Annotated in this window: 26 protein-coding genes and 1 riboswitch; of the genes, 13 read left to right on the forward strand and 13 right to left on the reverse strand. The window is 64.2% G+C overall.

Annotated features, from left to right (window positions below):
• Window positions 1-38 precede the first annotated feature (38 nt).
• Complete coding sequence (locus AWB74_RS03375) at window positions 39-353, reverse strand: cell division protein ZapA (protein ID WP_061145372.1); 315 nt, start codon at window positions 351-353, stop codon at window positions 39-41.
• A complete protein-coding gene (locus AWB74_RS03380) occupies window positions 350-718 on the reverse strand; it encodes a hypothetical protein (RefSeq protein ID WP_061145373.1) in 369 nt (122 codons plus the stop codon). Before AWB74_RS03380 ends, AWB74_RS03375 begins: the two co-directional genes overlap by 4 nt.
• Window positions 719-975: 257 nt before the next feature.
• A riboswitch (cobalamin riboswitch) is annotated at window positions 976-1,296 on the forward strand.
• Window positions 1,297-1,381: 85 nt separating this feature from the next.
• On the opposite strand from AWB74_RS03380, the gene AWB74_RS03385 reads away from it, so the two are divergent.
• From AWB74_RS03385 to cobC, 6 genes are read left to right on the forward strand one after another with little or no spacing between them, the layout of a single operon-like run.
• Entirely contained in the window at window positions 1,382-3,259 is a 1,878-nt protein-coding gene (locus AWB74_RS03385; protein WP_061145374.1) for a TonB-dependent receptor domain-containing protein, read from the forward strand.
• A gap of 26 nt (window positions 3,260-3,285) precedes the next feature.
• Complete coding sequence (locus tag AWB74_RS03390) at window positions 3,286-4,284, forward strand: FecCD family ABC transporter permease (protein WP_061145375.1); 999 nt, start codon at window positions 3,286-3,288, stop codon at window positions 4,282-4,284.
• Window positions 4,281-5,057: an ABC transporter ATP-binding protein gene (locus AWB74_RS03395; RefSeq protein ID WP_061145585.1), complete on the forward strand. Its 777-nt coding sequence runs from the start codon at window positions 4,281-4,283 to the stop codon at window positions 5,055-5,057. The genes AWB74_RS03390 and AWB74_RS03395 overlap by 4 nt, the downstream gene beginning before the upstream one ends.
• Window positions 5,058-5,067: 10 nt before the next feature.
• Window positions 5,068-6,114, forward strand: coding sequence for a nicotinate-nucleotide--dimethylbenzimidazole phosphoribosyltransferase (gene cobT, locus AWB74_RS03400; RefSeq protein WP_061145376.1), 1,047 nt, complete (start codon window positions 5,068-5,070; stop codon window positions 6,112-6,114).
• A gap of 10 nt (window positions 6,115-6,124) precedes the next feature.
• Complete coding sequence (locus tag AWB74_RS03405; protein ID WP_061145377.1) at window positions 6,125-6,886, forward strand: adenosylcobinamide-GDP ribazoletransferase; 762 nt, start codon at window positions 6,125-6,127, stop codon at window positions 6,884-6,886.
• On the forward strand, window positions 6,871-7,443 hold the full coding sequence (gene cobC / locus AWB74_RS03410; RefSeq protein ID WP_061145378.1) for an alpha-ribazole phosphatase: 573 nt from the start codon (window positions 6,871-6,873) through the stop codon (window positions 7,441-7,443). Before AWB74_RS03405 ends, cobC begins: the two co-directional genes overlap by 16 nt.
• On the opposite strand, the gene AWB74_RS03415 is transcribed toward cobC, so the two are convergent.
• From AWB74_RS03415 to cobU, 4 genes are read right to left on the reverse strand one after another with little or no spacing between them, the layout of a single operon-like run.
• Complete coding sequence (locus AWB74_RS03415) at window positions 7,444-8,334, reverse strand: cobalamin-binding protein (protein ID WP_061145379.1); 891 nt, start codon at window positions 8,332-8,334, stop codon at window positions 7,444-7,446.
• Window positions 8,334-9,329, reverse strand: a complete 996-nt coding sequence (cobD, locus tag AWB74_RS03420; RefSeq protein ID WP_061145380.1) for a threonine-phosphate decarboxylase CobD — start codon at window positions 9,327-9,329, stop codon at window positions 8,334-8,336. Before cobD ends, AWB74_RS03415 begins: the two co-directional genes overlap by 1 nt.
• A 1-nt stretch (window position 9,330) precedes the next feature.
• Complete coding sequence (gene cbiB / locus AWB74_RS03425) at window positions 9,331-10,272, reverse strand: adenosylcobinamide-phosphate synthase CbiB (protein ID WP_061145381.1); 942 nt, start codon at window positions 10,270-10,272, stop codon at window positions 9,331-9,333.
• 6 nt (window positions 10,273-10,278) lie between these two features.
• On the reverse strand, window positions 10,279-10,830 hold the full coding sequence (gene cobU, locus AWB74_RS03430) for a bifunctional adenosylcobinamide kinase/adenosylcobinamide-phosphate guanylyltransferase (RefSeq protein ID WP_061145382.1): 552 nt from the start codon (window positions 10,828-10,830) through the stop codon (window positions 10,279-10,281).
• A 57-nt stretch (window positions 10,831-10,887) separates the two neighbouring features.
• Between cobU and AWB74_RS03435 the strand changes: the two genes are divergently transcribed.
• From AWB74_RS03435 to AWB74_RS03450, 4 genes are all read left to right on the forward strand, one after another.
• A complete protein-coding gene (locus tag AWB74_RS03435) occupies window positions 10,888-12,369 on the forward strand; it encodes a cobyric acid synthase (RefSeq protein ID WP_061145586.1) in 1,482 nt (493 codons plus the stop codon).
• Window positions 12,370-12,486: 117 nt separating this feature from the next.
• Window positions 12,487-13,023, forward strand: a complete 537-nt coding sequence (locus AWB74_RS03440) for a PAAR domain-containing protein (protein WP_087038828.1) — start codon at window positions 12,487-12,489, stop codon at window positions 13,021-13,023.
• Window positions 13,020-13,802, forward strand: a complete 783-nt coding sequence (locus AWB74_RS03445) for a hypothetical protein (RefSeq protein ID WP_061145384.1) — start codon at window positions 13,020-13,022, stop codon at window positions 13,800-13,802. Before AWB74_RS03440 ends, AWB74_RS03445 begins: the two co-directional genes overlap by 4 nt.
• Complete coding sequence (locus AWB74_RS03450; protein WP_061145385.1) at window positions 13,799-14,026, forward strand: hypothetical protein; 228 nt, start codon at window positions 13,799-13,801, stop codon at window positions 14,024-14,026. The genes AWB74_RS03445 and AWB74_RS03450 overlap by 4 nt, the downstream gene beginning before the upstream one ends.
• A 44-nt stretch (window positions 14,027-14,070) precedes the next feature.
• Here AWB74_RS03450 and AWB74_RS03455 read toward each other — a convergent pair whose 3' ends face one another.
• On the reverse strand, window positions 14,071-14,490 hold the full coding sequence (locus AWB74_RS03455; RefSeq protein ID WP_061145386.1) for a PaaI family thioesterase: 420 nt from the start codon (window positions 14,488-14,490) through the stop codon (window positions 14,071-14,073).
• Window positions 14,491-14,669: 179 nt separating this feature from the next.
• Here AWB74_RS03455 and AWB74_RS03460 point away from each other — a divergent pair, with 179 nt between their 5' ends.
• Window positions 14,670-15,296: a ParA family protein gene (locus tag AWB74_RS03460; RefSeq protein WP_061145387.1), complete on the forward strand. Its 627-nt coding sequence runs from the start codon at window positions 14,670-14,672 to the stop codon at window positions 15,294-15,296.
• 53 nt (window positions 15,297-15,349) lie between these two features.
• On the opposite strand, the gene panD is transcribed toward AWB74_RS03460, so the two are convergent.
• The 4 genes from panD to AWB74_RS03480 form a co-directional block, all read right to left on the reverse strand.
• The gene (gene panD, locus AWB74_RS03465; protein ID WP_061145388.1) at window positions 15,350-15,736 is read right to left on the reverse strand and encodes an aspartate 1-decarboxylase; all 387 of its coding nucleotides are present in this window, start codon (window positions 15,734-15,736) and stop codon (window positions 15,350-15,352) included.
• Between the two features lie 32 nt (window positions 15,737-15,768).
• Window positions 15,769-16,602: a pantoate--beta-alanine ligase gene (gene panC, locus AWB74_RS03470; RefSeq protein ID WP_061145389.1), complete on the reverse strand. Its 834-nt coding sequence runs from the start codon at window positions 16,600-16,602 to the stop codon at window positions 15,769-15,771.
• Window positions 16,603-16,666: 64 nt separating this feature from the next.
• Window positions 16,667-17,494 carry a segregation and condensation protein A gene (locus AWB74_RS03475; protein ID WP_061126075.1) on the reverse strand — a complete coding sequence of 276 codons (828 nt, stop codon included), beginning with the start codon at window positions 17,492-17,494 and terminating at the stop codon, window positions 16,667-16,669.
• Between the two features lie 98 nt (window positions 17,495-17,592).
• Window positions 17,593-17,781: a DUF3460 family protein gene (locus tag AWB74_RS03480; RefSeq protein WP_175582480.1), complete on the reverse strand. Its 189-nt coding sequence runs from the start codon at window positions 17,779-17,781 to the stop codon at window positions 17,593-17,595.
• 340 nt (window positions 17,782-18,121) lie between these two features.
• Here AWB74_RS03480 and AWB74_RS03490 point away from each other — a divergent pair, with 340 nt between their 5' ends.
• Together AWB74_RS03490 and AWB74_RS03495 are read left to right on the forward strand one after the other, a co-directional pair.
• Window positions 18,122-19,918, forward strand: a complete 1,797-nt coding sequence (locus AWB74_RS03490) for an autotransporter assembly complex protein TamA (protein WP_061145391.1) — start codon at window positions 18,122-18,124, stop codon at window positions 19,916-19,918.
• 10 nt (window positions 19,919-19,928) lie between these two features.
• Window positions 19,929-24,077 carry a translocation/assembly module TamB domain-containing protein gene (locus tag AWB74_RS03495; RefSeq protein ID WP_061145392.1) on the forward strand — a complete coding sequence of 1,383 codons (4,149 nt, stop codon included), beginning with the start codon at window positions 19,929-19,931 and terminating at the stop codon, window positions 24,075-24,077.
• Window positions 24,078-24,085: 8 nt separating this feature from the next.
• On the opposite strand, the gene AWB74_RS03500 is transcribed toward AWB74_RS03495, so the two are convergent.
• Complete coding sequence (locus AWB74_RS03500; RefSeq protein ID WP_061145587.1) at window positions 24,086-24,478, reverse strand: hypothetical protein; 393 nt, start codon at window positions 24,476-24,478, stop codon at window positions 24,086-24,088.
• A 132-nt stretch (window positions 24,479-24,610) separates the two neighbouring features.
• A complete protein-coding gene (gene metG, locus AWB74_RS03505) occupies window positions 24,611-26,734 on the reverse strand; it encodes a methionine--tRNA ligase (RefSeq protein ID WP_087038830.1) in 2,124 nt (707 codons plus the stop codon).
• Between the last annotated feature and the right edge of the window lie 260 nt (window positions 26,735-26,994).

A 26,994-nucleotide genomic window follows, 5' to 3' on the forward strand; every position in this document is an offset into this window, starting at 1 on the left:
CTGATTGACTCGATGCACCGGCGCCTTACTGCGCTCGCTTACTGCGCTTCGTATTGCGCAATGACGGCGCCCAGCTGTTCGTTCATCGAGTGCATGGTGCGGCGAATTTCCTCGGCGGGGAAGGCTTCGCCGTGGCGCACGCTGTCCTGCAACTTAAGCAATTCCGACGCCAGCGAAAGCGCCGCCATCACCGCGATGCGATCCGTGCCGCGCACGCTGCTCGCATTGCGCACCTTGTTCATTTCGGCATCGACGCGCGCGACGGCTTCACGCAGCCCGGCTTCCGTTTCAGGCGAGCACGCGAGGCGATACGGCTGCCCGAGAATGGATACTTCGATCTGCGTGGTCGTCATGCCTTCTCTCCTTGATGATGCTCGCCGTGCAATGCCGCTTCCTGTGCTTCCTGCGAATCGGCTTCGAGGAGATTGAGTTGATTGTCGGCTTCGGCATGCTGCCCGGACTTTGCGCGCGGCAGCTTTTCGAGAATGGCGTTGAGGCGCACTTGCGCGTCGTCGATTTTCGCGGAGAGCGAGTCGCGTTCGGATTGCAGCGTATCGCGTTCTTCGCGCACTTGTGCCAGTTCGGCCTGCATGTTCGCATAGTCGGCGCGCAGCTGTTCGAGCTGGTCTTGCAGCGCCTGATGCGCCTGCTTGTGGCGCTCGCTGATCTGGATCAGCCGGCCGATATTTCCTGACAGTGATTCGAGTTCGTTGAGCATGTGCTGCGTCCTCTAAAGACCTCGCATTTTAGCGCGGTTAAACGGCGCTTCCGATAAATGTCTCGTTTCGAGACGTAACAGCACGCGATCTCGCGTTTAAACGATCGATCGACGTGCATTCGTGTGCAGAAAACGCGGGCGTTGGTCGTCGCTCGCGATGACAGGTCGGGTCGGCTTCTCGTTCGGTTCTTGTTCGATTCGTCGTGCGCCGCGCCATTTCGTCTGCGCCGTTTTCTTGACGGCCCCAACTCGCGCTCCTACACTTGCGGCACTTTTGGTGCTCGCATCCGCGGATCTCGCGGATGCAGTCAAACGGGAAACAGGAAGCGAAGTCCTCAGCCGCGGACGAGCCAACCTGTGCTGCCCCCGCAACGGTAAGCGACCGCAACGCAAGTTGCAAGTCGTCTCATGCGCGTTTTTGCAGCGCGAGCGTACCGATCCGATATCGCCTTCGCAATGGCGTCCGATCTCGCGCCGCCCTCACTGCAAGAAACGTGACGACGCCACTGCGCATGATGCGCGGGAAGGCGAGACGATGCGTCGCCAGCCCGGATACCGGCCAGAGTTCGACGCATGCGCGCCCAAACGCGCCCGTGCGTTTCGTCGCGCATCGTCCTCGCGGGGAGCGGGGCCGCGCTCACGCGAACACGGACTTTTTCACACATGGTTTCGCCATTGGCCGCGCTCAAGGACGGCCTCTATCGTCATGGCGCGCTCGCCGCTGCCGTCATAGGTTTTCCCCTTGTCGTACCCGCCGCACAGGCCGCGGATGACGCATCGCAAACGCTTGCGCCCGTCGTCATCACCGCGACACGCGCGCCGCAGCCGCTTGCGGACTCGATCGCGCAGACTTCCGTCTTCGACGAACAGGACATCGCCGACGCCAACGCCGACGACGCGCTCGGCCTCGTCGCGCTCGCGCCCGGCGTGCAGATCACGCGCAACGGCGGGCCGGGCGCGAATTCGGGCCTATATATACGCGGTGCGGCATCGTCGCAATCGCTGGTGCTGATCGACGGCGTGCGCGTGGAATCGGCATCGCTCGGGGCGGCGCAGCTGTCGCAACTGATGCTCGACGAGATCGGCCGCGTCGAAGTCGTGAATGGCAATGTGTCGGCGTTGTACGGTTCGAACGCGATCGGCGGCGTCGTGCAGATCTTTACGAAGGAAGGCGGCGCGCATCCTCCGCGCTTCAACTTCGAGGCCGAGTACGGCAGCTATCACACGCAACGGCAATCTGCGGGCGTGAACGGCGCGCTCGACAAGGACGGCCGCACGACCTTCAGTGTCAACATCTCGCGTGAAAAGACCGATGGCTTCACATCGATCGATCCGAACATTGCGCCCAATGCGAATCCGAACGCGAACGGCTATCTCAACGAAAGCGTCGCGGCGACGCTGCGCCATAAGTTCAGCGACCAGTGGGACGCGGGCGTGCGCTTTCTGCAGTCGAACGGCGTCAACAGTTTCGACGATGCCTACGGCCTGCCGACCGACATCAACGACACGCACGATCGCGTGCGCTCGGCGTCCGTGTTCGCGAACGGCAAGATCACCGATAACTGGACGACGCACTTCACGATCGCGCAGGGACAGGACCGCTCGAACATCGAGCAGAACGGCGTCTATACGAGCCGCTTCGACTCGGAGAATCGGCAATACACTTGGCAGAACGATTTCAGGATCACCGATGCGCACAAGCTGCTCTTCGGCTACGAGCATCTCGATCAGACGCTCGACTCCGATCAGTTCGACGCGCCCGACCGGCACGTGAACTCGGTGTTCGCGGGCTATGTGGGCCGCATCGGGCCGAACGAATTGCAGGCGAATCTGCGGCACGACCAGTATTCCGATTTCGGCGGCGCGAACAGCTACTATCTGGGCTACGCGTACAACTTCGATGCGCACTGGCGCGCGAGCGCGAGCTACGCGGCGTCGTTCCGCGCGCCGAGCTTCGACGACCTCTACTATCCGATCAGCGGCAATCCGTCGATCCAGCCGGAGCGCAGCCATTCGGTCGAGGCCGCGTTGCAGTACGCATCGAATGCGCTGGGCGTCGCGCGCGTCACGCTCTTTCAGACGCGCTATTCGAATCTGATCGACTATGTCTCCGATGGCGGCTTCTACTATGTCGCGCAGAACGTCGGGCGCGCGAAGGTGCAGGGCATCGAGGGATCGTGGGCGGGGCATGTCGGCGCGACGGACGTGCGCGCGGGCGTCACGTTCCAGAATCCCGTCGACGAAACGAACCACGAAGACCTGACGCGGCGCGCGCGGCGTTTCGCGACGCTCACCGCGCATCGGACGATCGGGCGCTGGCGCGTCGGCGGCGAATGGATCGTGAGCGGAGAGCGCAGCGATTACGATTCGACGCTCTCCGGTTACGGCATCGTGAACCTGTCCGCGCGTTACGACATATCGAAATCGTGGTACGTCACGGCGCGCATCGACAATCTCTTCGACAAGGACTATGAACTCGCGTACTCGTACAACACGCCACGACGCGGCGCTTACGTCACGCTGGGCTGGCATCCGTCGTGAGTGATGCCGTCCGGCGCGTCCATGCGATGAACGCCGCCCGCGCCACGACCATCTGGATCGCACTCGGCATCGCGTGCGCGTGCGTGCTCGTCGCGTCGCTCGCGATGGGCAGCGTCGCGTTGCCGGTGTCGCGTGCGCTCGGCGCGCTTTTTCACATGCACGCCGCGACGCCCGATATCGCCGATGACATCGTGCTCACGCTACGTTTGCCGCGCGCGCTCGCGGGCTTCGCATCGGGCGCGCTGCTCGCGACGGCGGGCGCGTTGCTGCAAGTGCTGTTGCGCAATCCGCTCGCGGAGCCGTATGTGCTCGGTGTGTCCGGCGGCGCGGCGGCGTTCGCGCTGGCCGCGATGCTCGCGTCGTTGCCTTGGTGGGGCGTCGATATCGCGTCGTGTGCGGGCGCGTTTGCATCGATCGTGCTGGTGCTCGGACTCGCGCGCAGGGATTTGTGGCGCAGCGGACAGGACGCATCGCCACGGCTTTTGCTGACGGGCGTCGTGATCGCGTCGGGATGGGGCGCGTTGATCACGCTTATGTTGAGCGTCGCGCCGGAGAACCGGCTGCGCGGCATGATTTTCTGGCTGACCGGCGATCTGAACGGCGCGGCGGCGCCGTGGCCTGCGTTGATCGCGCTTGCGGTCGTGCTCGTCGCGATCGTGCCCGCCTCGCCGCAACTGAACGTGCTGCTGCGCGGCGATGCGGCCGCGCAAGCGCTCGGCGTGCCGGTCGCGCGCCTGCGTTTGCGCGTGTATCTCGTCGCGTCGCTTGCGGCCGCTGCCGCAGTGACGACGGCGGGGACCATCGGTTTCGTCGGGCTCGTCGTGCCGCATCTCTTGCGCCTCGCGTTCGGCAACGATCAACGCATGCTCGTGCCCGCCGCAGCGCTCGCGGGCGGCCTCGCCGTGATGGCCGCCGATCTCGCCGCGCGCACGATCATCGCGCCCGCGCAATTGCCGGTGGGCGTCGTGACCGCACTGATCGGCGTACCGATGTTCCTGTGGATGCTGCTGCGGAGACCGCGATGACGCTGCATCTCGACCGCATCGTGCTTCGCGCAGGCGCGCGGACGCTCATCGACGTTCTCACGCAGAGCATCGAAAGCGGCGAAATGTGGTGCATCGCCGGGCCGAACGGCGCGGGCAAGACGACGCTCATCAACGTGCTCGCGGGGCTGGCGAAACCAGCGTCGGGCAGCGTGATGCTCGATGGCCGCGCGCTCGCATCATGGCGCGCCGCGGATCTTGCACGCGAACGCGCGTTGATGCCGCAGGCGACGCACGACGCATTCAGCGCGACCGTGCTCGATACCGTGCTGCTCAACCGCTTTCCGTATCTCACCGGCTGGGGCTGGGAGAACGAAGACGATCGCAGCGCCGCGCGCGAGGCGCTCGACATGCTCGGCCTTGCGTCGTTCGCGTCGCGCGATGTGCTGACGCTGTCGGGCGGCGAACGTCAACGCGTCGCACTGGCCGCCACGTTGTGCCAGAACGCGCCGCTCGTGCTGCTCGACGAACCGCTCGCGCATCTGGATCTGCATCATCAGATCGACTGCCTGCACGCATTGCGCGATGCGGCGAACGCGCAAAAGCGCACCATCGTTTTCTCGTGCCACGATCTGAATCTCGCGCGCAGTTTCGCGACTCATGCGCTGTTGCTCGACGGCAAAGGCGGCGCACATGCTGGCCTCGTCGCCGAGGTGCTGACGCCCGAGCGCGCGAGCGCCGCATTCGGCTATCCGCTCGCGCTGATCCGCGACGGCGGGCACGAAGCGCTCGTGCCTTCCACTCATCGTCTCTGAAGGACTTCCGATGCTCAACGACATTCCCATGCCCCACGCGCTCGATCGCACCATCGAAGCGGAACTGCGCCGCATCATCGACATGAAGACGAAGCCGCCCGGCAGTCTGGGGCGGCTCGAATCGATCGCGCTGCAAATGGGCCTGATTCAGCGCACGACGAAGCCGCGCATCGAGCGTCCGGCCATGATCGTCTTCGCCGGCGATCACGGCATCGCGAAAGAGGGCGTCAGCTCGTATCCGCAGGAAGTGACCGCGCAGATGGTCGCGAATTTTCTGACGGGCGGCGCGGCGATCAACGCGCTGTCGCGATCGGTCGGCATGACGCTCGAAGTGGTCGACGCGGGCGTCGCGACGCCGATTCCCATCGATCACGGTTATGAGCGTTTGTCGCTCGGGCTCGGCACACGCAACTTCGCGCACGAACCGGCGATGTCGCGCGAGACCACGCTCGAAGGCATCGCGCGCGGCGCGGCGCGCGTGCGGCATCATGCGTCGCTCGGCACGAACGTGATCGGCTTTGGCGAGATGGGCATCGCGAATACGTCGGCGGCAGCGTGCCTGATGAGCCGGCTGTGCCATGTGCCGGTCGATGAATGCGTCGGACGCGGCACGGGTCTGGATGACAAAGGTCTCGCGCATAAACGCGATGTGCTCTCGAAAGCGCTCGCGCTGCATCGCGACGAAGGCGATGCCATCGATACGCTCGCGACCTTCGGCGGCTTCGAAATCGCGATGATGACGGGTGCGTATCTGGCCGCCGCCTGCGAAGGCACGACGATCCTCGTCGATGGCTTCATCGCGACATCCGCGCTCGTCGTCGCATCGAAGATCGCGCCTCATGTGCTCGACTATTGCGTGTTCGCGCATGCGTCGGACGAGGCGGGGCATCGGCGCATGCTCGCGCACTTCGATGCCGCGCCGCTCCTGCAACTCGACTTGCGGCTCGGCGAAGGCACGGGCGCGGCGCTCGCGTTGCCGATTCTGCGTGCGGCCGTCGCGTTCGTCGATGAAATGGCGAGCTTCGAGTCGGCGGGCGTGTCGAACAAATCCGCATAAGCGCAATGCGATGAACCGTCCGCTCGACGAACTGCGCTACTTCTTCACCGCGCTCGGCTATTTCACGCGCGTGCCGGTGCCGCGCTGGGTCGGCTTCGAGCGTGAATATCTGAACGCGGCGGCGCGCTATTTCCCGCTCGTCGGTGCGATGGTCGGTTGCGTCGCGGCGCTCGTCTATCTCGCGGCGTTGCGCGTGTTTCCCGCGAGCGTCGCTGTGCTGCTTTCGATAGCCGCGACGCTCGTTCTGACCGGCGCATTCCACGAAGATGGCCTTGCCGATTGCGTCGATGCCTTCGGCGGCGCGTACACCCGCGACGATGCGTTGCGCATCATGCACGACTCGCGCATCGGTGCGTTCGGCGCGATCGCGCTCGTGATCGCGCTTGCGTTGAAGTGGCAGACGCTCGCCGCGCTGCCGCCGCAACGCGTCGCGTGGACGATGGTTGCCGCGCACGCGGCGAGCCGCGTCTTCGCCATCAGCTATCTCGTCACGCTCGATTACGTGCGCGCGGAAGGCAAGGCGAAACCGGTCGCGCAGCGCATGAGTCTTGCGTCTTTTACGCTTGCGCTCGTGTTCGGTTTGCCGTGGCTCTTCGTGATCGACGTGAGATTCGCTTGCGCGACGATCGTCGTGCTTGCCGTATTGCGTTTCGTCATCGGACGTTATTTCGTGAGGCGCATCGGCGGTTATACGGGCGATTGCCTCGGCTTTGCGCAACAGGTGTTCGAAATAGTGATCTATCTCATCGGGCTCGCATGGATCTCGTTCTGATCCGGCATCCGGAAGTCGCCATCGAAGCGGGCGTTTGCTACGGGCAAACCGATGTGCCTTTGAAGCGCGATGCACATGAATTCGCATCTGCGTTGAAAGTGCGCATGAACGCGCTGAACGTGCCCGCATGCATCGAAGGATGGCACACGAGTCCCTTGCAGCGCTGTGCGTCGCTCGCGCATGCACTTTCGGCCGATGCGCATATCGACGCGCGCCTTTCCGAAATGCACTTCGGCGCGTGGGAAGGCCACGCGTGGGACACGATCGATCGCGCGCTGATCGACGCATGGGCCGCCGATATCGAGCATGCGTGTCCGCACGGCGGTGAGAGCTTGGCGCAGTTCGTTGATCGCGTTCTGAAGTGGTTCGACGACACATGCGCCGATCGCGATGAAGCCGTGCATGTGATCGCGCATGCGGGCGTCGTGCGTGTGCTCGCGGCGCATCTTCTGGGCATCGCGCGCGATAACGCGTTGCAATGGCCGCTCGATTTCGGCGCGATCGTGTGGTTCAGGCGCGTGCGCGGAACGTGGCTTTTGATGCGCTGGAACGCCTGATTACTTCGCTCGTTTTTCACGCGCCGCATCGAGATCGCGACATAACTCAGCCGCACCCAAAGCGAGGCGAGGCGTCGGCCGGTTGATCAGATCGCCGTCGATGCCGAACAGATTGCCGCGCGACACCGCCGTCAACGACGGCCAACGCTTCCATCTATCGAGAGCGGGCAGGGCGCGATCGGGCTTCGTCGCGCCGGGCGTCGCGGTGACGATCGCCTCGGGATTTGCCGCAAGCACGGCTTCCGTCGATATCGTCGGCACGCGCGGCTTTTCCGCCGCGAACACGTTGACGCCGCCGCATAGCCCGATCACTTCATCGAAGACGTTGTCGCGATTGAGCGTCATCAGCGGATCGTCCCAGACCTGATAGAACACGCTCACGGGCGGCCTTTGTGAGTAGCGCGCACGCAATCGGGCGATGTCGCGCATGAAGGCATCGGCGTTCGTGCGCGCGGTCGTCTGCGTGCCGAGCAGCGCGCCGAGCTTGTCGATGCTCGCGGCGATATCGTCGAGATGTTTCGGCTCGCTGAAGTAGATCGGCACGCCGAGCGCTTCGAGGCGGTCCATCTGACGCGCCGCATTGCCATGCCGCCACACGACGATCAGATCCGGATGCAACGCGACGATGCGCTCCAGATCGAGCGCCTTGTTGTCGCCGACGCGGGGAATCGCCTGCGCTTCCTTCGGATAATCGCTGTACGTCACCGCGCCGACGATGCGCGCGCCGCCGTCCGCCGCGAACAGCAATTCGGTGACATGCGGCGCAAGACTGACGATGCGCTCCGCGGGCTTCGCGAGCGTGACCGATGCGCCGCTGTCATCGGTGACGGTTATCGCATGCGCTTGCGTCATGAAGACGCCGATCAGCAAGCCCGTCGCGCAGCGGAACATCACGCGCAATTCTCCTGCAACGCGAGCGACAGACGCGCCCAGTCGCCTTCCGCGCCCGGCAAGCCGATACGCAGGCTCGGCGTCATGCCAGGCAGATCGAAGAGGCGCGTCCAGATGCCGCGCAACGCGAGCGCGTGTTGAAGCGCGGACGCGTCGGGCGTCGGCATCCACGCGAACAGCGGCGTCGCGCGCACGTCGAAGCCGTGGCGCGCGAGCAGCGCGGCGAGACGCGCGCCATCGCGCTGCAGACGTTCGCGCGTGTCGCGCTGCCATTCGATATCGGCGAAAGCGGTGACGACCGCGTGACGCGCCGGGCCGCTGACGGTCCACGCGCCGAGCGCATCGCGCAAAGGATCGGTGATCGACGGCGACGCCAGCACGAAGCCCGCGCGGATGCCCGCGAGCCCGAAGAACTTGCCGACGGAGCGCAGCACGATCAACCCGTCGCGCGCGGTTTCGTTCGAGAGGGACGCGGCCGGATCGACATCAGCGAAGGCTTCATCGACGATCAGCGTGCCGCCGCGAGACGCGAGTTGCGCATGCCAGTGCAGGAGCGTGTCGCGCGTGAGGCGCTCCGCCGTCGGATTGTTCGGATTCGCGACGATCACGTGATCGAGCGTATCGGGCAAGTCGTGCGAAGTGACGTCGAGCGTCGCGATGGCGTGGCCTGCGCGCATGAACGCCGGCGCATATTCGCCGTAAGTCAGCGGCGCGATGCCCGCGGTGCCGCGACGCAAAAGCGTGGGCAGCGCGCGGATCGCCGCCTGCGAGCCCGCCACCGGCAGCGCGTGAGGCGCGCCGTAATGGCGCGCGGCGGCATCGGCGAGACCGTCGTCGTCTTCGGGCAGGCGGCGCCATGCGTCGGGCGGCACGGGCGGCACCGGATAGCCGTGCGGATTGATGCCCGTCGACAGATCGAGCCAGTCATCGAAAGGAATTGCATAGCGGCGCGCGGCTTCGCGCAGATTGCCGCCGTGTTTGATCGTATCGGTCATGTCAGCCGCCTGCCGTCGCGCTCAGCGCGGCCAGAACCAGATAAAACGCGAGCCACATCAAAGTCGCGCGCTCGACGAGCCGCAACGCCGCGACGACATGCTTCGGGCTCGCGCTGTGACCCGCGCCGAGCGTCGGCCGCGTTTCGAGCACGCCGTGATATACCGCCGGGCCGCCGATCAGCACGTTCAGGCTGCCCGCGCCCGCGGCCATCACCGGGCCTGCGTTCGGACTGTCCCACGAGCGCGCCTGCGTGCGCCAGCAGTGCCAGGCCATGTGCGTGTCGCCCGCGAGCGCGTAGGTCGCCGCCGTCAGGCGTGCGGGGATGAAGTTGAGCACGTCGTCGAAGCGCGCGGCCGCCCAGCCGAAGCGCAGATAGCGCGGCGTGCGATAGCCCCACATCGCGTCGAGCGTGTTGGCGAGGCGGAACATCAATGCGCCCGGACCGCCCGCGACGGCGAACCAGAAAAGCGCGCCGAAGATCGCATCGTTGCCGTTTTCCAGCGCCGATTCGACGGCGGCGCGCGACAGGGCGTTTTCATCGGCTTGCGAGGTATCGCGCGACACGATGCGCGAGGTCAGCTTGCGGGCGTTTTCGATATCGCCGAAGCTCAACGCCCGCGCGATCGGCGCGATGTGCTGGCGCAGGCTTTTTGCGCCGAGCGCGAACCAGAGCAGCAGCACGTGCACGAGACACGCATAGCCGAACGGCAGCGCGCCGACGAGCAGCCACGCGACGCCGACCGGCGGCGCGACCGCGATGAACCACGCGAGAATGCCCGCGGGCCGAGCGCGAAAGCCGGTGTTCATGCGCGCTTCGAGCTTCGTCGCGAGATTGCCGAAGCCGACGAGCGGATGCCGCGTGCGCGGCTCGCCAAAGATTCGGTCGACGATCACACCGAGCACCGCGAGCAAAGCCATCGCGTAGGCGGAGAGGAGGAGCATCGCCGTTCAGCCTTTGAGCGCGAGCGGAAGGCCCGCGACCATCATGACCGCGCGCGTGCTCGCGGCGGCGACGCGCTGATTGAGACGGCCGAGCTCGTCGACGTAAAGACGCGTGACCGAGCCGAGCGGCACTACGCCGAGCCCGATTTCATTGCTCACGACGATGAGCTTGCCTTGCGTGCCGGCGAGGGCGGTATCGAAATCATCGAACGCTTGCTGCGCAGATAGCGGCAGAACCGCGATGTCGTCGCTCATCGCGTCTTGCGCGAAGAGGAGGTTGGCAAGCCAGAGCGTCAGGCAATCGATCAGCACGCAATGTCCCGCGCGATCCGCGTCGCGCAGTGCGCCCGCGAGATCGAGCGGCGCTTCGACGAGCGGCCAGTATGCGGGCCTGCGCTCGACGTGATGCCGCACGCGTTGCGCGAATTCATCGTCATGAATGCGCGCCGTCGCGATATACGTCACCGGCAAGCCGCTTTCGATAGCGAGCCGTTCGGCGTAAGCGCTCTTGCCCGAGCGCGCGCCGCCGAGCACGAAGGTGATATCGCGTGGATTCATCGCGCCATTGTACCGGCGGGCTAAGATAGCGCGTTCTCGCATAAGAGGATTCCGATGATGCCATTCACGCCACGCGGCACGCTGATGATCCAGGGGACGACGTCCGATGCCGGCAAGAGCACGCTCGTCGCGGGCCTGGCGCGTCTCGCGCGGCGCGGCGGCGTGCGCGTTGCGCCGTTCAAGCCGCAGAACATGGCGCTGAACAGCGCGGTGACCGTCGATGGCGGCGAGATCGGCCGCGCGCAGGCGCTGCAGGCGATCGCGGCGGGCGTCGATGCGCGCATCGACTTCAATCCGGTGCTGCTCAAGCCGACGAGCGATCGCGGCGCACAGGTCATCATCCACGGTCACGCGCACGCGAATCTCGATGCGCGCGCGTATCACGATTACAAGCGCATCGCCTTCGATGCCGTGCTCGCGTCCTACGAACGTCTTCGCAGCGAGTTCGATGCGGTGATCGTCGAAGGCGCGGGTAGTCCCGCCGAAATCAATCTGCGCGAGGGCGATATCGCCAACATGGGCTTCGCGGAGCGCGTCGATTGCCCGGTCGTGCTCGTCGCCGATATCGATCGCGGCGGCGTGTTCGCGCATCTCGTCGGCACGCTCGCGTGTTTGTCGGAGAGCGAGCGCGCGCGCGTTCGCGGCTTCGTCATCAACCGGTTTCGCGGGGATATCGGCCTGTTGCAGCCGGGGCTCGACTGGCTGGAAGCGCAGACCGGCAAGCCGGTGTTCGGCGTGCTGCCGTATCTGCACGGGCTGACGCTCGATGCGGAAGACATGCTGCCCAGCCAGCCGCACGCGCGCGCTGCGTCTGACGTGGCGAGCGCGCTGAAGGTGATCGTGCCGGCGCTGCCGCGCATCAGCAATCACACGGATTTCGATGCTTTGCGGGCGCATCCTCGGGTCGATTTCTCGTATGTCCGCGCGGGCATTGCGCCGCCTGCGGCCGATCTGATCGTGCTGCCCGGCTCGAAAAGCGTGCAGCGCGATCTTGCGTGGCTGCGCGAAAACGGCTGGGATCGCGCGATCGAACGGCATCTGCGCTATGGCGGCAAGGTGCTCGGCATTTGCGGCGGCATGCAGATGCTCGGACGCGAGATCGATGATCCTGATGGCGTCGAAGGCTCGGCGGGGCGTGTTCAGGGTCTGGCGCTGCTCGAGCTGTTTACCGAACTCACGCCGCACAAACAGCTCGAGAACGTGAGCGGGCAATTGATGATCGGCGGCACGCGAGCGCCCGTGCGCGGCTACGAAATTCACATGGGCCGGACGCGCGGCGCGGCGCTGTCACGGCCTTTCGTCGAACTGGATGCGGGACGTGTCGACGGTGCACTTTCGGAAGATGGACAAATCGCCGCGACGTATCTGCACGGCGTATTCGATACACCCGAAGCGTGTGCCGCGCTGCTCGCGTGGGCCGGGGTGAAGGACGCTGAGCCGCTGGATTATCCGGCGCTGCGGGAGGCGTCGCTCGACCGGCTGGCGGATGCGTTCGCGGAAGCGCTGGATGTGGATGCGCTGCAGGCCGCTTTTGGCTAATACGCGACTTTCCGCGAACACGACGTCCGTTTGACAATTCTTCACGTCCACCGTCTCGAATCCGATGTGACGATGAGTTAGCTTCGTATCTCCTTTCACATAAAGAGGAGGCAAAGAATGAAGCGATATTTCATCGTCGTAGGGGATCAGACGACACGCGGCGGTAGCGTGACGGAGGGCGACTCGCGCGCAAGAATCCGCGGGAAAGCGCAGTCCTATCATGGCGCACATGTATATTGCCCATCATGCAAGTCTGAAGGGCATATCGTCGGTGCAGGCCCGACTCGACGGCACTCGATTCACGGAAAACAGGCCGCGCTCGAAGGGGATCTCTGCGCCTGCAAGTGCGAGCCGCCTCCACGACTCATCGCGTCGATGCGCAACGCAAGCATGTCGTTCGAAGCGAAGGAACTCGCGTCGATGGGGTATGCGAGTGACGGCGCTTTTCTCTCTCAGAGTCGAGATAGCGCGTTCGACCGACATTTTCGTTTCGTTGATGAAAGAGGGCAGCCAGTCACGGGTATTCGCGTACAGCTTGTTGACGTCGATGGGCATGCGAGTGCCGTCATCACGGATGCGGACGGGAGAACACCGGTTAAATCCGGAGGCGCCAGTCAACGAATTGGCGTGGCGCTTCGGGAGGCACGGCGATGAGCGGTATCGGCAACGTTATCTGGGCGCCGCTAACACAAAGGGAAGACGAGACGCCCTACACCTGCAGGCTGAAGGTCTATTGGCGAACGAACCGGACCTGGACGAAAGCCGATGTCGAAGCCTATCATTCGGCCGCGCCACGGCTCGCGGAAGCAGCGCGTACGTCAGGCAAGCGATTCACCTGCGAAGATTTCGCGCTCGAACTGCTGTGCACGTTTGCTTCGAAGCGAGGGCTTCCCGTGAAACTCACGGATGGCGTGTGGGAGTATCGCAATATGGACATCTACGACCCGGACTACCACGAAAACTATCCGCAAACGCCGCGTGGATTCATCAGCATGGTCATGGTCTCGTTCGGCGCACCCGACCTTCAGCGGGATGCGCAGAACACGGTACGACTAACCGGCCCCACCGAACTGTTACCCGGCGACGTCCTGGCTCTCGCGCATGACAGCAAGGGACAGGCCACCGGCGGCCGGGCACATCATATTCAGGTCGTGACGCGCAAGACTGATGCGCAGATCGACATCTGCCAAGGCAATTCGAACTGGGAGATTCACAAGCCGATCACCTGGATAAACCGAATCTTTGGTCGCAATTCCGCTGACCCCGACCAGCGCGCGTATGCGGGCATGACACCGGAGACCGGCAGCTTCGTACGCGGCTCAGGCGCAGGCGGCGGCTGGAACTACAGAAATAACGATACGGGCAATGTTCAGACTGATTTTCTAAGATTCTTTGAACCGTATCGATGGAATTTCGAGGAGTTCAATCATTGATCGCCAATTCCGGATTCCTCGGCTATGCGTCGATGCTGGCAGATGGTGACGCTGCGTACTTGCTATGGATCATCGGCGCACTGTCGCTGTTCACCTTCGTGGCCGGGCTCGGCGAAGAGGTGCGCACTTCCCGCTGGTACCGGGTTCTGCAATCGGTGGCGTTGCTGGCCTTGCCGGCGCTGCTGCTCTTGGGAATGGTCGTTTCCATGATTCCACCGGCGTAAGATCGCGCGGCTTCTGTTGGAGGCCGGCGTTCCAGGTCGTGCACTCAATAAAGAATCATCTGCGTACACCGGAACATGGCGATAAGCTTCCCCTCGCCATTCGTGACCGTCGCGTCCCACACCTGCGTGCTGCGCCCGAGATGCACGGCCGTCGCTTTTGCGACGATCTTCCCCTCGCGCGCCGTCGAAACGTGATTGCTCTTCAGTTCGAGCGTCGTGAAGTTCTGCGCCTTCTCCGGCAGATGCGCGATGCACGCGTAGCCGCAGCACGTATCGGCGAGACCGACGACCGTCGCTGCGTGCAGAAAACCATTCGGCGCGAGCAGCTCCGGGCGGATCGTGAGTTCGCCGGTCAGCTGGCCCTGATCGAGCGAGAGCAATCGCACGCCGAGCAGGTCGGGCAGGCGGCCTTTCTGGCGGTTGCGTAGATAGTCGAGCGTGACGTCGGGGCGGAGCTGAGTCATGGGGATTTTCAGGGCGAATGGATGAGGAAGGCGGCAAATGCGGCACGGCCGTTCGGCCAGTATGCCGGATGCAGCAGTTTTGCCGATAATATCAACGCTCGAATCATGCACCTGTTCTTCTAAAGACGAAATCGTGCGCGCGGCGACGCCGGCGCGCCCAACAAAATCCAGGACACTTCATGACCGTGATCGTGGTGGCAAATCCGAAGGGCGGCGTCGGCAAAAGTACGCTCGCAACCAATCTGGCCGGGTATTTCGCCGCTCAGGGCGAATGGGTCGCGCTCGCCGATCTCGACAAACAGCGCTCGTCGCACGCGTGGATGTCGCTGCGCGTCGACACGCTGCCGAAGATCGAGGAATGGAACATCGACGTCGATTCCCCCGCGAAGCCGCCCAAAGGTCTGGAGAAAGCCGTCGTCGATACGCCCGCCGGCGTCCACGGCAACCGCCTCGCGCTCGCGCTGGAACTTGCGGACAAGGTGATCGTGCCGCTGCAGCCGTCGATGTTCGACATCCTCGCGACGCAGGACTTCCTGACGAAGCTCGCGAAGGAAAAGGCGATAAGAAAAGGGGCGATCCAGGTCGGCGTGGTCGGCATGCGCGTAGACGCGCGCACGCGTTCGGCGGACCAGCTGCATCGCTTCGTCGAAGGTCTGGATCTGCCGGTGCTCGGCTTTTTGCGCGATACGCAGAACTACGTGCAGCTCGCCGCGCACGGCCTCACGATCTGGGACGTCGCGAAGAGCCGCGTTGAAAAGGATCTGGAGCAGTGGGAGCCGATCATCGACTGGGTCGGCAAGAAGTAGAAAAGCCGGCGTCCCTTGAGGAATCGCCGGCTTTTGCCTGAAGCGCCAAGCGCTTACGTCCAGTTCTGCGTCGGCACGTGATCGCGGCTGCCCTTGATGCGGTTTTCTTCATCGCAGAACACAAGGTTCGGCTTCCAGCCGGCCTTGATCTCTTCCTCATCCACCTGCGCGAAGGCCGCGATGATGACGAGATCGCCCAGTTGCGCGCGGCGCGCAGCCGAGCCGTTCAGCGAGATCATGCCGCTGCCGCGCTCGCCCTTGATCGCGTACGTGGTCAGACGCTCGCCGTTGTTCACGTTCCAGATGTCGATCTGCTCGTTTTCCATCAGGTTCGCCGCTTCGAGCAGGTTCTCGTCGATCGCACACGAGCCTTCGTAGTGCAACTCGCAATGCGTGACCGTCGCGCGGTGGATCTTCGATTTGAGCATGGTGCGCTGCATGATGACTCCTTCCCTTATTGCCTTGATTCGCTTCAGATTTCCAGATTGTCGATGAGACGCGTCGCGCCCAGCTTCGCCGCTGCGACCACGACGAGCGGCGCGTCCGTGTCGGCTCCGCTGGGCGGCAGCAGGTTCGAGCGCTTGCGCACGCTGATGTAATCGGGCTTCCAGCCGCGCTCGGCGAGCGCGTTCATCGCGTCGCGTTCGAGCGCGGCGATATCGCGATTGCCCGACAACAGCGCTTCGCGCACGCGCTGGAGCTGCTCGGCGAGCTTGGGCGCTTCGGCGCGCTCATCCGGCGACAAAAAGCGATTGCGCGACGACAGCGCGAGCCCGTCCTCGTCGCGCACGGTTTCCGCCGCGATGATTTCGGTGGGCAGCGCGAACTGATTGCACATGGCGCGCACGATCATCAACTGCTGATAGTCCTTCTTGCCGAACACCGCGACGCGCGGCTGCACGCACGACATCAGCTTCATCACGACCGTGCACACGCCCGTGAAAAAACCGGGGCGGAATTCGCCTTCGAGAATGTCGCCGAGATTGTGCGGCGGATGCACGCGATACTCCTGCGGCTCCGGATACATGTCCTTCTCGGTCGGCGCGAAGAGCACATAGACGTTCTCTTTCTGCAGCTTTTCGATGTCGTCCTGCAGCGTGCGCGGGTATTTGTCGAAGTCCTCGTTCGGGCCGAACTGCAGGCGGTTCACAAAGATGCTCGCCACGACCGGATCGCCGTGCTGGCGCGCGAGACGCATCAGCGAGAGATGGCCTTCGTGGAGATTGCCCATCGTCGGAACGAAGGCGGTTCGGTTCTGGCCGCGCAACTGGTCGCGCAGTTCATGGATGGAGCTGATGACTTTCATCGAGCGGGTGTCTCCTGTCGGCGCGGCCCGAGGCGGCGCGGCGAAACAAGGGTAAAGGAAATTCTCAGGCCGGAGAGTACGCGAGTCTCACGTAAATGGGCGCGTAGGGCTCGGGCTGCGTGATCTCGATCAGCGATTCGCGCGACAGCTCCAGCATGGCGATGAAGTTCACGACGACCACCGGCACGCCGCGCGAGGTGTCGAAAAGCTCGGTGAACTCCATGAAACGCGCGCTCTGCAGGCGCCGCAGGATCACGCTCATATGCTCGCGCACCGAGAGTTCCTCGCGCGTGATCTTGTGATGCTGGACGAGCTTCGCGCGCTTGATGACGTCGGCCCACGCGGCGCGCAGGTCGTTCATGTCGACGTCGGGGAAGCGCTGCTCGGCGGCCTGCTCGATGTAGATATCCGCGCGCAGGAAGTCGCGGCCGAGTTGCGGCAACTGGTCGATCTTCTGCGCGGCGAGTTTCATCTGCTCGTATTCGAGCAAGCGGCGCACGAGTTCGGCGCGCGGATCTTCGGCGTCCTCGCCGGTATCCGCTTTCTTGACCGGCAGCAGCATGCGCGACTTGATCTCGATCAGCATGGCCGCCATCAGCAGATATTCCGATGCGAGCTCCAGATTCGATTCGCGGATCTGGTCGACATAGCCGAGATATTGCGCGGTGACATCCGCCATCGGGATATCGAGCACGTTGAAATTCTGCTTGCGGATGAGGTAGAGCAGCAGGTCGAGCGGGCCCTCGAACGCTTCGAGAAAGATCTCGAGCGCGTCGGGCGGGATGTACAGGTCCGTGGGCAGCTTCCACAGCGGCTCGCCGTACAGATGCGCGAACGCGACACCGTCGATGGTGTCGGGCGTCGAATCGGTCGCGGGCGCGGCGAGCGCCACGGCCCGGTCGTCCCGTGCGTCGTCGCGCTTCGCCTCATTGTGCGGATGAGGCGATGAATGCGCGGACGTTTGCGGTTCGCGGCCGGCTGCGCTCACGTTCAGAAGTTCTGGTAGTAGACGTAGGGCGTCTGGTTCACGCGCGATTGCTGCTGTTTGCTGCGCTCGTCGAGGTCGATCGGCTGCTTGTCCCACAGAAGCGCGCGGCCGCGGCGCTGTTCTTCTTCCAGCGAGGGCTTCTGCTCTTTCAACTGATTGATGAACTGAGTGATATCCGACTGATACATGATCCGGCTTTCCGTTGAGTCGAGGCGTGTTCGTGTGACGAAGTCGGCATGGGCGGCAGCCCGCCTTGCCCTGAATTCGCCTGTGCGTCGCAATTTTACCGCAAGCGTGCGGCGGCAACGTATCTTGCGCCGTGCGTGTTTCGCGCGTCGAAAGGCGTACGCGCGTGCCGGTTTCACGGAACCCGGCCGGTGCAAAGCCGTCCAACGGCGCACGTCTCGCGCGAGCCGGCCCGCTTTGCGGCGTTGGCGCATGGCAATGTGGTGAAATAGCGCCTGCGTCAATGTCGCGACGCTGCAAGTTTTACCTTTCACTCTCACTTTATCCCGATGCCGGAGGTCACGTTTGGCGGGCCGTTCGTTTGATCCGCTGCGCGCAACGCGCGTGAAGCCGCATGGCCCGAGGCGCATGTCCGTCTTGTCGATGGTGTTCGTCGCGCTCGCCGCGATCGGTTTCGCCGCGCCGGCTTTCGCCAAGTACGACATCGACATCGATGCGCCGCGCAGTGTGAAGAAGCTGCTCAAGGAAAATCTCGACATCGCCCGTTTCGCGAAGCGCGACGACGTGAGCGATGACCAGTTTGAGTTCCTCGTCACCGCGGTGCCGAAGGACGTGCGCGATCTCGTCGCCACCGAAGGCTATTTTTCGCCGGTCGTGCGCACGGACGTGACGACCGTCGACGACAAGCGCGCCGTCAAGGTGAGCGTCGATCCCGGCCCGCGGACGACAATCGCCTCCGTGCAACTGAATTTCACCGGCGCGGTGACGACCGAGGATCGCGCGCAGGAAAACGCGGCGCGTTTCGCGTTTTCCGTCAACGAAGGCGATCCTTTCACGCAAAGCGGCTGGAGCGACGCGAAAAATGCGGCGCTCAGGGCGCTCCAGTCCAAGCGTTATCTCGGCGCGAAGATCGTGCGCTCGCAGGCGCGCATCAATCCGCGCGCGCATATCGCCGATCTCTCGGTGACGTTCGACAGCGGCCCGACCTTCACGCTCGGCAAGCTCGACGTGAGCGGCCCGAAGCGCTATCCGGCGTGGATCATCGATCACGTGAATCCGATCCGGGAAGGCGAGATCTACGATGCCGCGCGCGTGAACGAATTGCAGCGGCAGATCCAGAACACGCCGTATTACGCGAGCGTCGCGATCGACGCGGACGCCGACGTCAGCAAGCCGGTCGAAACGCCGCTCCATGTGAAGGTCAGCGAATATCCGTACCACAGCATCCGCTACGGCGTGGGCTATGCGACGGACACGGGTTTTCACATCCAGGGCGGATACAGCTATCTGAACACGTTTGGCGCGGCGTATCCGTTCACCATCTCCGGGCGGCTCGACCAGACGCAGCAGTATGGCCGCGTGCAGCTCGCGATGCCGCCGGACGCGCACGGCTGGGTGAACGCCGTGTTCGGCTCGTACACGATCACCGATGTATCGAGCACGAATATCTATAGCGCGCGCGTCGGCGTGCAGCGCTCGCGTTCGCGCCAGAACATCGACACGACGTTCTCGCTGACGTTCTACGACGACCGCCTGACGCAAAACGAGCCGAATCCGTCGACGGCGCGCGCGCTCGTGCCCGCGTGGACATGGGTGCGGCGCGACGTCGACGATCCGCTCTTTCCGCGCCGCGGCAACATCATCCGCGCCGAGGCGGGCTTCGCCGTGAAAGGCGTGTTGACTGATCAGACATTCGCGCGCCTCTACACCAACGCGGTGCAGTACTTTCCGCTCGGCAAGAACGATTTGCTGCTGTTTCGCGCGGAGTTCGGCGGCGTGTTCACGAGCGGCCCGTCGAGCGGCGTGCCTGCGTCGCTGCTGTTCCGCGCGGGCGGTGCGAATTCGGTGCGCGGCTATAGCTACCTGAGCATCGGCAATGACGTGGCGGGTTCGATCCTGCCGACGAAGTACATGGTGACCGGCAGCAGCGAATATCAGCACTGGTTCACGCACGACTGGGGCGGCGCGATGTTCTTCGATATCGGTACCGCGACGGATACGTGGGCCGAGCGCGTGTTCCAGCCGGGCGTGGGCGTCGGCGTGCGCTGGCGCAGCCCGGTCGGACCGGTGAACGTCGACCTGGCGTATGGATTCAAGAGCAAGAGCGTCAAACCGTATCTGACGCTCGGCATCGCGTTCTGATGGAAAAAGCATGACGGAACCGACCAACCCGGCCGACACCCCCGCATCCAGCGGCAACGGCGGCGGAAACGACAACGACAGCGGCAAGCAGCCGCCGCCGCCGAAAAAGAGCGGCTGGCGGCGCCTCGCGCGCTGGATTGGCGGGCTCGTGCTCGTCGTCGTGCTGATCGTGGCGCTCGCGGCCGGCGGCGTGCTGTTCGTGCTGACGACGGAGCGCGGCACGCGCTACGCGTGGGACGCGGCGACGTCGCTGCTCAAAGGGCAACTGACCGGCAAGCTCGACGGCGGCGCGATCGCGACCGGCCTGCAGTTGCGCGACGTGCACTGGAAAGACGGCAAGGGTACGGACATCGCAGTCGACAGCGTGTCGGGCCGCTGGGCGCTCACGCGCGAGCCGCTGCGCTTCACGATCGACTATCTGCATGTCGGGACGATCGATGCGCGCGTCGCGCCATCGAACGAGCCGAGCAAGAAGACCGAGCTGCCGAAGGAGTTGCTCATCCCGATCCAGCTCGCGATCCGCGATGTATCCGTCGAAAAGCTGCGGCTGCATCAGGGCACGACAACGACCGAATTCTCGCGCCTGCTGTTCAATGGCCGCAGCGACGGTCAGCATCACGAAGCGACGGTCCAGCGCCTCGACACGCCATTCGGCTCGGTGACGGCGGCGGCGAAGCTCGACGGCGGCGCGCGGCCGTTCCCGCTTTCCGGCGATGCAGGCTACGCCGGCAAGATCAACGGCGAAGCGGTCAACGTGAGCGCGCAGCTCTCGGGTTCGCTGGAAGACCTGATCGCCGACGTCGACGCGAGCGGCATGAAGCTGAAGGGACAGGCGCATGTCGAAGCGCTGCCGTTCGCCGACGTGCCGCTCAAGTCCGCGCTCGTCACCTTCGACCACGTCAATCCGCAGGCCTTCGCGCCGGGCGCGCCCGAGGCCGATCTCGCGGTGCGCGCCGAAGTGAAGCCGGTCGAGGGCGCGGACCCGAAGGCGTTCATCGTCGCCGGGCCGGTGTCGATCGTGAACGCGAAGCCCGGTTCCATCGACAAGAAGCTGCTGCCGCTCATCGACGCGCGCGCGAACGTGCGGCTCGATGCCTCCGAGCAAAGCATCACCGACCTGAACGTGCGATTGCTGAAAAACGCGACCGTGACGGGCGGCGGATCGCTCGCGGATGGCAAGGGCAAATTCGACCTGAAGGTCGCGAAGCTCGATCTGAACGCGATCGAACCGACGCTGCGTCCGACCGATTTCGCCGGGCCGATCAGCGTGGTGCTCGCGGGCGACACGCAGACGATCACCGCCGATCTCAACGACCCGAAAGCGGCGCTCCGCGCGCAGGCCAAGGTCAAACTCGATCCGAAGCAGACCTCGCTCGACGATGTGAAGCTGACGGTCGGCAAAGGGCGCGTCGAAGCGAACGGCGCGCTGAAGAAAGACGCCAATTCGAGCTACGACCTGAAGGCGAAATTCGTCGACTTCAATCCGCTTCTGCTGCAACAGCAGTTGATCGCGCAAAAACCCGCGCCGGTGAAGAAGGGCGCGCCGAAAAAGGCGGCCGCGCCGCCGCGCGTGATCGAGGCGCGCGTGAACGGCACGCTCGCGGCATCCGGCCAGCTCGCGCCGACGCTCACGACGAAAGCGACGTTCAAGCTCAACGACAGCATGTACGACAACTTGCCGCTCACGGGCGAGGGCACGGTGCAGGTCGCGGGCACGCGTCTCTTGCCGAGCAAGGCGTCGCTTTCGGTTGCCGGCAATGACGTCGACGTGAACGGCAGCTTCGGCGCGCCCAGCGACCGCCTGCGCTTCAAGGTCGATGCGCCCGCGCTCGAGCGGCTCGGCTTTGGCATCGCGGGCACGGTGAAGGCGGACGGCGATCTGACCGGCTCGATCGCGCATCCGAACGTCGTAGCGAACTATCAGGCCGATGGCGTCGTCTTCGGTGCGAATCGCCTGGGCCACGCGGAAGGCCGCGCGGATATCCGCGACGGTGCGAACGGCGCGCTCGTCTTCACCCTCAAGGCGCGCGATTTCAGCACGGAAGGCATCGAAGTCGCGACTCTCGACGCGAATCTGAACGGCACGCGCGTGCATCACACGCTCGACCTGACCGCGACGGGCAAAGTGCGCGGCCAGCCGGTGAACCTCGCGGCCGCCGCTGCCGGCAAGTTCACCGACGCACCCGACGGGCCGCACTGGGATGGCTCGATCACGAAGCTGTCGAACAAGGGCACGCCGTCGCTCAATCTCGAATCGCCGCTGTCGGTGAGCTACGGCCCGAACCGTCTCGTGCTCGGCGCGACGCGGCTCGCAGCGGAAGGCGCGGTGCTGAATCTGAAATCGTTCGCGATGGAAAATGGCCGCGTGCAATCGGCGGGCACGCTCACGAACCTGTCGGTGCCGCATCTGCTCGAAGTGCGCCGGGAACTGACGGGCGCCGAACCGCCGATTCGCACCGATCTCGTGTTCGACGGCGACTGGAACTTCTCGCTCGGCGCGACCGCGACGGGCTACGTGCAGATCAAGCGCCGCGGCGGCGACGTGACGATCGACGGCGCGCGCGGGCTTGCCGCGCTCGGCATCACGGATATCGCGGCGCGCGCCGATTTCACCGAGGGCAATCGCCTGAACGCATCACTGCATGCGCAGGCGAGCCGCATCGGCGTGGTCGACGCGAACGTGCACACGCCGCTCGTCAATCGCGACGGCATGCTCACCCTCGACGACAATGCGCCGCTCACCGGTGGCATCGACGCGAACATTCCCGAACTGCGCACGACGGGCGGGCTGCTCGGCGCGAACTATCTGCTCGGCGGCAAGATCGCGCTCAAGCTGGTGATCGCGGGCATCGTCGCGAAGCCCAATCTGTCGGGGTCGCTCACCGGCGACAACGTGTCCGCGACCGTCGTTGATCAGGGCGTGCAACTGAAGGACGGCATCATCCGCATCGCGCTCTCGGAGAATCTCGTCGATCTTCAGCGCGTCGAGTTTCACGGTGCGAGCGGCACGCTGCGCGCGACCGGCAAGGTGCGGCTGGACCAGCAGCAGCCCGATCTCACGGCGAGCATCATCGCGGACAAGCTGGAATTGTTCGCGTCGCCGGACCGCGAGCTGATGCTGTCGGGCGAAGCGAAGATTGCCAACGCCGGTCTGCAGGGCGGCATGGCGATCGACGGCAAGTTCACCGTCGATCACGCGCTGATCGATCTGCCCGAATCGTCCGCGCCTTCACTCGGCGACGATGTCGTGATCGAGCGCCCCGATGGCACCATCAAGGGCGAAAACACGAATCAGCAGATCACGGCGGCGACTGAGAAGCCGGTCGGGCCGTTCACGCCGCGCGCGAACATCGACATCAATCTGGGGCAGAAATTCCGCTTCAAGGGCGCGGGCGCGGATCTCGGGCTCGCGGGCACCATCACCGCGACGAGCGCGCCGAACATGCCGCTGCGCGCGGTCGGCAACGTGCGCGTGACGCCGGGTTCGACGTACACCGCGTTCGGGCGCAAGCTCGCGATCGAGAACGGCTTTTTCACGTTCAACGGGCCGGTGGCGAATCCGGGCATCAATATTCTCGCGATGCGACGCAATCAGGAAGTGGAGGCGGGCGTACAAGTGACGGGCACGGTGCAGGCGCCGGTCGCGAAACTGATCTCCGAGCCGAGCGTGCCCGACAACGAAAAGCTCTCGTGGCTGCTGTTCGGCCACGGTACGGATCAGGGCAACAACGTCGGCCAGCAAAGCGCCATGACGAGCGCGCTCGCGCTGATCGGCAGCAAGGGCGGCGCGAAGATCGCGCAGACGGTCGGGCTCGACGAGTTCACCGTCGGCTCCAGCGAAGTCGGGCTGACGGACGCGCAAGTCGTGCTGCTCTCGAAAGCAATCAACGAGCGGCTCGTGATCGGCTATGAGCAGGGGTTGCAATCGGCAAGCAACGCGGTAAAGGCGACGCTGAACCTCTCGCGGTTCTGGTCGGTGACGGCGTATGGCGGGACCTATCAGGGCGTCGATCTGTCGTACACGCGCAGATTCAATTCGTGGGCGCGCTTGTGGGCGGGGTCACCGGGATCGCAGGCTGTGCAGCCTTCGGCTGCTTCGGGCGCGTCGGGGGTGAGTGCGCCGTTCGGGGCATCGGCGACGGCGGTGGAGTCGGATTGATCGCCGGATCAAAGATGACTGCCGCAGATGACGAATACGCCGTTTGGCAGCGTGCGCAACGTGATCCGGTTCGCTTCGAACGACATGCCGCGGCCATCGCGGTGATGCAGAAAAGAGAACACGCCGCCGCCGATGAAATGCAGCGTATGAGACGTCGTGTCAGGCGTGTTCACGACTTCATGTCGTAAAACCTGCGCGAGATCGCCGATCTGCACCTGACGAATCTCAGGTATTGTCCCGTTGATCGTTCCGTCCTCGGAGACGATGTACTTGTCTCCATCCGGACCTTCGATCAACTGACTGCCATCAGGAAAATCAGTGCGTTTCCCGCCGGGAATGTCGACGAAAGAACCGTTGGGCGACGTCGCGCGTGAAGAATCCTTGGTTTGTTCATCTGTCATCGCGTTTGCTTTCGTTTGATCAGGAAAGCAGAGTAAAGCGCAGACAGGCAGAAGAATCAACGCTTGCCGATCGGCATAAAAAAAGGCCACGCAAGCTGTGCGTGGCCTTTCATCATGAAGGAGCCGTGTGCCTTACTTCACGCGCATCCCCGGCTTTGCACCGCCGTGCGGCTCGAGGATATACAGCCCCGGCTCGGCCTTCTCGTCCGCCGCCGACGCCGCCAGCACCATCCCTTCGGACAGGCCGAACTTCATCTTGCGCGGCGCGAGATTGACGACCATCACGGTGAGCTTGCCGATCAGATCCTGCGGCTGATACGCCGACTTGATGCCCGAGAACACGTTGCGCGTTTTTTCCTCGCCGACATCGAGCGTCAGTTGCAGCAACTTGTCCGAGCCTTCGACCGCCTTGCAATCGACGATCTTCGCGATGCGCAAATCGACTTTCGCGAAATCGTCGATGGAGATGACATCCGAAGCGTCCTCTTTTTTCGCGGCAGCTTTCGCCGGCGCCGGCGCCACCGCTTGCTCGCCCGGCTGCAATGATTCGCGATTGGCGGCCAGCAGCGCCTCGATTTGCTTCGGATCGACACGCGTCGTCAGATGCTTGTACGCGTTGATCGCATTCGCCGACGACAGCGGCTTCGCGGCATCGGCCCAGACGAGCGGCGCGATGCCGAGGAACGATTCCACCGACTCGACGAGCTTCGGCAACACCGGCTTCAGCGCGAGCGACAGCAGGCGGAACGCTTCGAGGCTCACGCTGCACGTCTCGTGCAGCGCGACGGCGTTCGCCGGATCCTTCGCCTGTTCCCACGGCTTCGCAGTATCGACGTAGGCGTTGACGGCGTCCGCCAGTTCCATCGTCGTGCGCAGTGCGCGGCCGTACTCGCGTGATTCGTAGAAACCGGCGATATGGCCGATCGCGTCGCGCAGTTGTCCGAGCAGCGCATGATGCATCGCGCTGTCCTGCACGCGGCCGTCGAAACGCTTGATCAGGAAGCCCGCCGCGCGGCTCGCGATATTCACGTACTTGCCGACGAGATCGCTGTTCACGCGCGCCTGGAAGTCATCGAGATTCAGGTCGATGTCTTCCATCGTGCTGTTGAGCTTCGCCGCGAAGTAGTAGCGCAGCCACTCCGGGTTGAGGCCCGTGTCGATCACGCTCTGCGCGGTGATGAACGTGCCGCGCGACTTCGACATCTTCGCGCCGTCGACGGTCAGAAAGCCGTGCGCGAACACGTTCGTCGGCGTGCGATGGCCGGAGAATTCGAGCATCGCCGGCCAGAACAGCGTATGGAAATACAGGATGTCCTTGCCGATGAAGTGATACTGCTCGGCCTTGGTGCCCGGTGCGATCCAGGCATCGAAATCGATGCCCACGCGGTCCGCGAGATTCTTGAAGCTCGCGTAATAGCCGACCGGCGCATCGACCCAGACGTAGAAGTACTTGCCCGGCGCGCCGGGAATCTCGAAGCCGAAGTAGGGTGCGTCGCGGGAAATGTCCCAGTCGGCGAGTTTGGCTTCGCCCTGGTCGCCGAGCCACTCGCGCATCTTGTTGGTCGCTTCCGGCTGCGCAAGCCCGCTGACCCAGCCGCGCAGGAACGTCTCGCAGCGCGGATCGGACAGCTTGAAAAAGTAGTGCGTCGACGTCTTGCGGATGGGCGTCGCGCCCGACACGACCGAGTACGGATTGATGAGTTCGGTCGGCTGATAGGTCGAGCCGCAGACTTCGCAGTTGTCGCCGTACTGGTCCTTCGCGCCGCACTTCGGGCACTGGCCCTTGATGAAGCGGTCCGGCAGGAACATTTCCTTGACCGGATCGTAGGCCTGCTCGATGTCGCGCGCCTCGATCAGGCCGGCTTGCTGGAGCGCGGTGTAGATCGAGTTGCACAGGACGCGGTTTTCCTCGGCATCGGTCGAGTAGTAGTTGTCGAACGAGATGCCGAAGCTGTCGAAGTCGCGCTTGTGCTCTTTCCACACGCGCTCGATCAGCTGTTTCGGCGTGATGCCTTCCTTCTCGGCGCGCAGCATGACGGGCGTGCCGTGGGTGTCGTCCGCGCCGACGTAGTAGACCTCGTGGCCATGCATTCGCAGCGTCCGAACCCAGATGTCCGTCTGAATGTACTCGACCATATGGCCGATATGAATCTGACCGTTCGCGTACGGCAGCGCGGACGTGACGAGGATCTGGCGGCGGCCGCTTTCGTTGGCGGCAGGCGCGGCGGAGGCAGTGGCTGAAATCGGTGCTGACATAAAGGCGCGGCCTGGGGTAGAAGTGCTTGGGTTGCGAAAAAGCGGATTTTGATTTTAGCAGGGAGGGGGCGCGGGCCGGATGTGGTATAGCGGGACGAGGGTGCAGGGGGTGGATTTGATGCCGTTCAGCGTCGAGCAAAACCAGACGCCCAAAAAAAAACCGGGGTCCAATCGGGCCCCGGAGCAACAACGACAAGAGGAGAATGGCAGGTGATGGCCTCGCCATCCACCTACCGTAAAGACAGACAAGCGCCGCACGT

It is taken from the genome of Caballeronia arvi (assembly GCF_001544695.2).
Taxonomy (GTDB): domain Bacteria; phylum Pseudomonadota; class Gammaproteobacteria; order Burkholderiales; family Burkholderiaceae; genus Caballeronia; species Caballeronia arvi.

Excerpts from the sequence above, each read along its gene's own strand:
- AWB74_RS03375 (WP_061145372.1), bottom strand. The coding sequence starts at position 353 with ATGACGACCACGCAGATCGAAGTATCCATTCTCGGGCAGCCGTATCGC.
- AWB74_RS03380 (WP_061145373.1), bottom strand. The coding sequence starts at position 718 with ATGCTCAACGAACTCGAATCACTGTCAGGAAATATCGGCCGGCTGATC.
- AWB74_RS03385 (WP_061145374.1), top strand. The coding sequence starts at position 1,382 with ATGGTTTCGCCATTGGCCGCGCTCAAGGACGGCCTCTATCGTCATGGC.
- AWB74_RS03390 (WP_061145375.1), top strand. The coding sequence starts at position 3,286 with ATGAACGCCGCCCGCGCCACGACCATCTGGATCGCACTCGGCATCGCG.
- AWB74_RS03395 (WP_061145585.1), top strand. The coding sequence starts at position 4,281 with ATGACGCTGCATCTCGACCGCATCGTGCTTCGCGCAGGCGCGCGGACG.
- cobT (WP_061145376.1), top strand. The coding sequence starts at position 5,068 with ATGCTCAACGACATTCCCATGCCCCACGCGCTCGATCGCACCATCGAA.
- AWB74_RS03405 (WP_061145377.1), top strand. The coding sequence starts at position 6,125 with ATGAACCGTCCGCTCGACGAACTGCGCTACTTCTTCACCGCGCTCGGC.
- cobC (WP_061145378.1), top strand. The coding sequence starts at position 6,871 with ATGGATCTCGTTCTGATCCGGCATCCGGAAGTCGCCATCGAAGCGGGC.
- AWB74_RS03415 (WP_061145379.1), bottom strand. The coding sequence starts at position 8,334 with ATGTTCCGCTGCGCGACGGGCTTGCTGATCGGCGTCTTCATGACGCAA.
- cobD (WP_061145380.1), bottom strand. The coding sequence starts at position 9,329 with ATGACCGATACGATCAAACACGGCGGCAATCTGCGCGAAGCCGCGCGC.
- cbiB (WP_061145381.1), bottom strand. The coding sequence starts at position 10,272 with ATGCTCCTCCTCTCCGCCTACGCGATGGCTTTGCTCGCGGTGCTCGGT.
- cobU (WP_061145382.1), bottom strand. The coding sequence starts at position 10,830 with ATGAATCCACGCGATATCACCTTCGTGCTCGGCGGCGCGCGCTCGGGC.
- AWB74_RS03435 (WP_061145586.1), top strand. The coding sequence starts at position 10,888 with ATGCCATTCACGCCACGCGGCACGCTGATGATCCAGGGGACGACGTCC.
- AWB74_RS03440 (WP_087038828.1), top strand. The coding sequence starts at position 12,487 with ATGAAGCGATATTTCATCGTCGTAGGGGATCAGACGACACGCGGCGGT.
- AWB74_RS03445 (WP_061145384.1), top strand. The coding sequence starts at position 13,020 with ATGAGCGGTATCGGCAACGTTATCTGGGCGCCGCTAACACAAAGGGAA.
- AWB74_RS03455 (WP_061145386.1), bottom strand. The coding sequence starts at position 14,490 with ATGACTCAGCTCCGCCCCGACGTCACGCTCGACTATCTACGCAACCGC.
- AWB74_RS03460 (WP_061145387.1), top strand. The coding sequence starts at position 14,670 with ATGACCGTGATCGTGGTGGCAAATCCGAAGGGCGGCGTCGGCAAAAGT.
- panD (WP_061145388.1), bottom strand. The coding sequence starts at position 15,736 with ATGCAGCGCACCATGCTCAAATCGAAGATCCACCGCGCGACGGTCACG.
- panC (WP_061145389.1), bottom strand. The coding sequence starts at position 16,602 with ATGAAAGTCATCAGCTCCATCCATGAACTGCGCGACCAGTTGCGCGGC.
- AWB74_RS03495 (WP_061145392.1), top strand. The coding sequence starts at position 19,929 with ATGACGGAACCGACCAACCCGGCCGACACCCCCGCATCCAGCGGCAAC.
- AWB74_RS03500 (WP_061145587.1), bottom strand. The coding sequence starts at position 24,478 with ATGACAGATGAACAAACCAAGGATTCTTCACGCGCGACGTCGCCCAAC.
- metG (WP_087038830.1), bottom strand. The coding sequence starts at position 26,734 with ATGTCAGCACCGATTTCAGCCACTGCCTCCGCCGCGCCTGCCGCCAAC.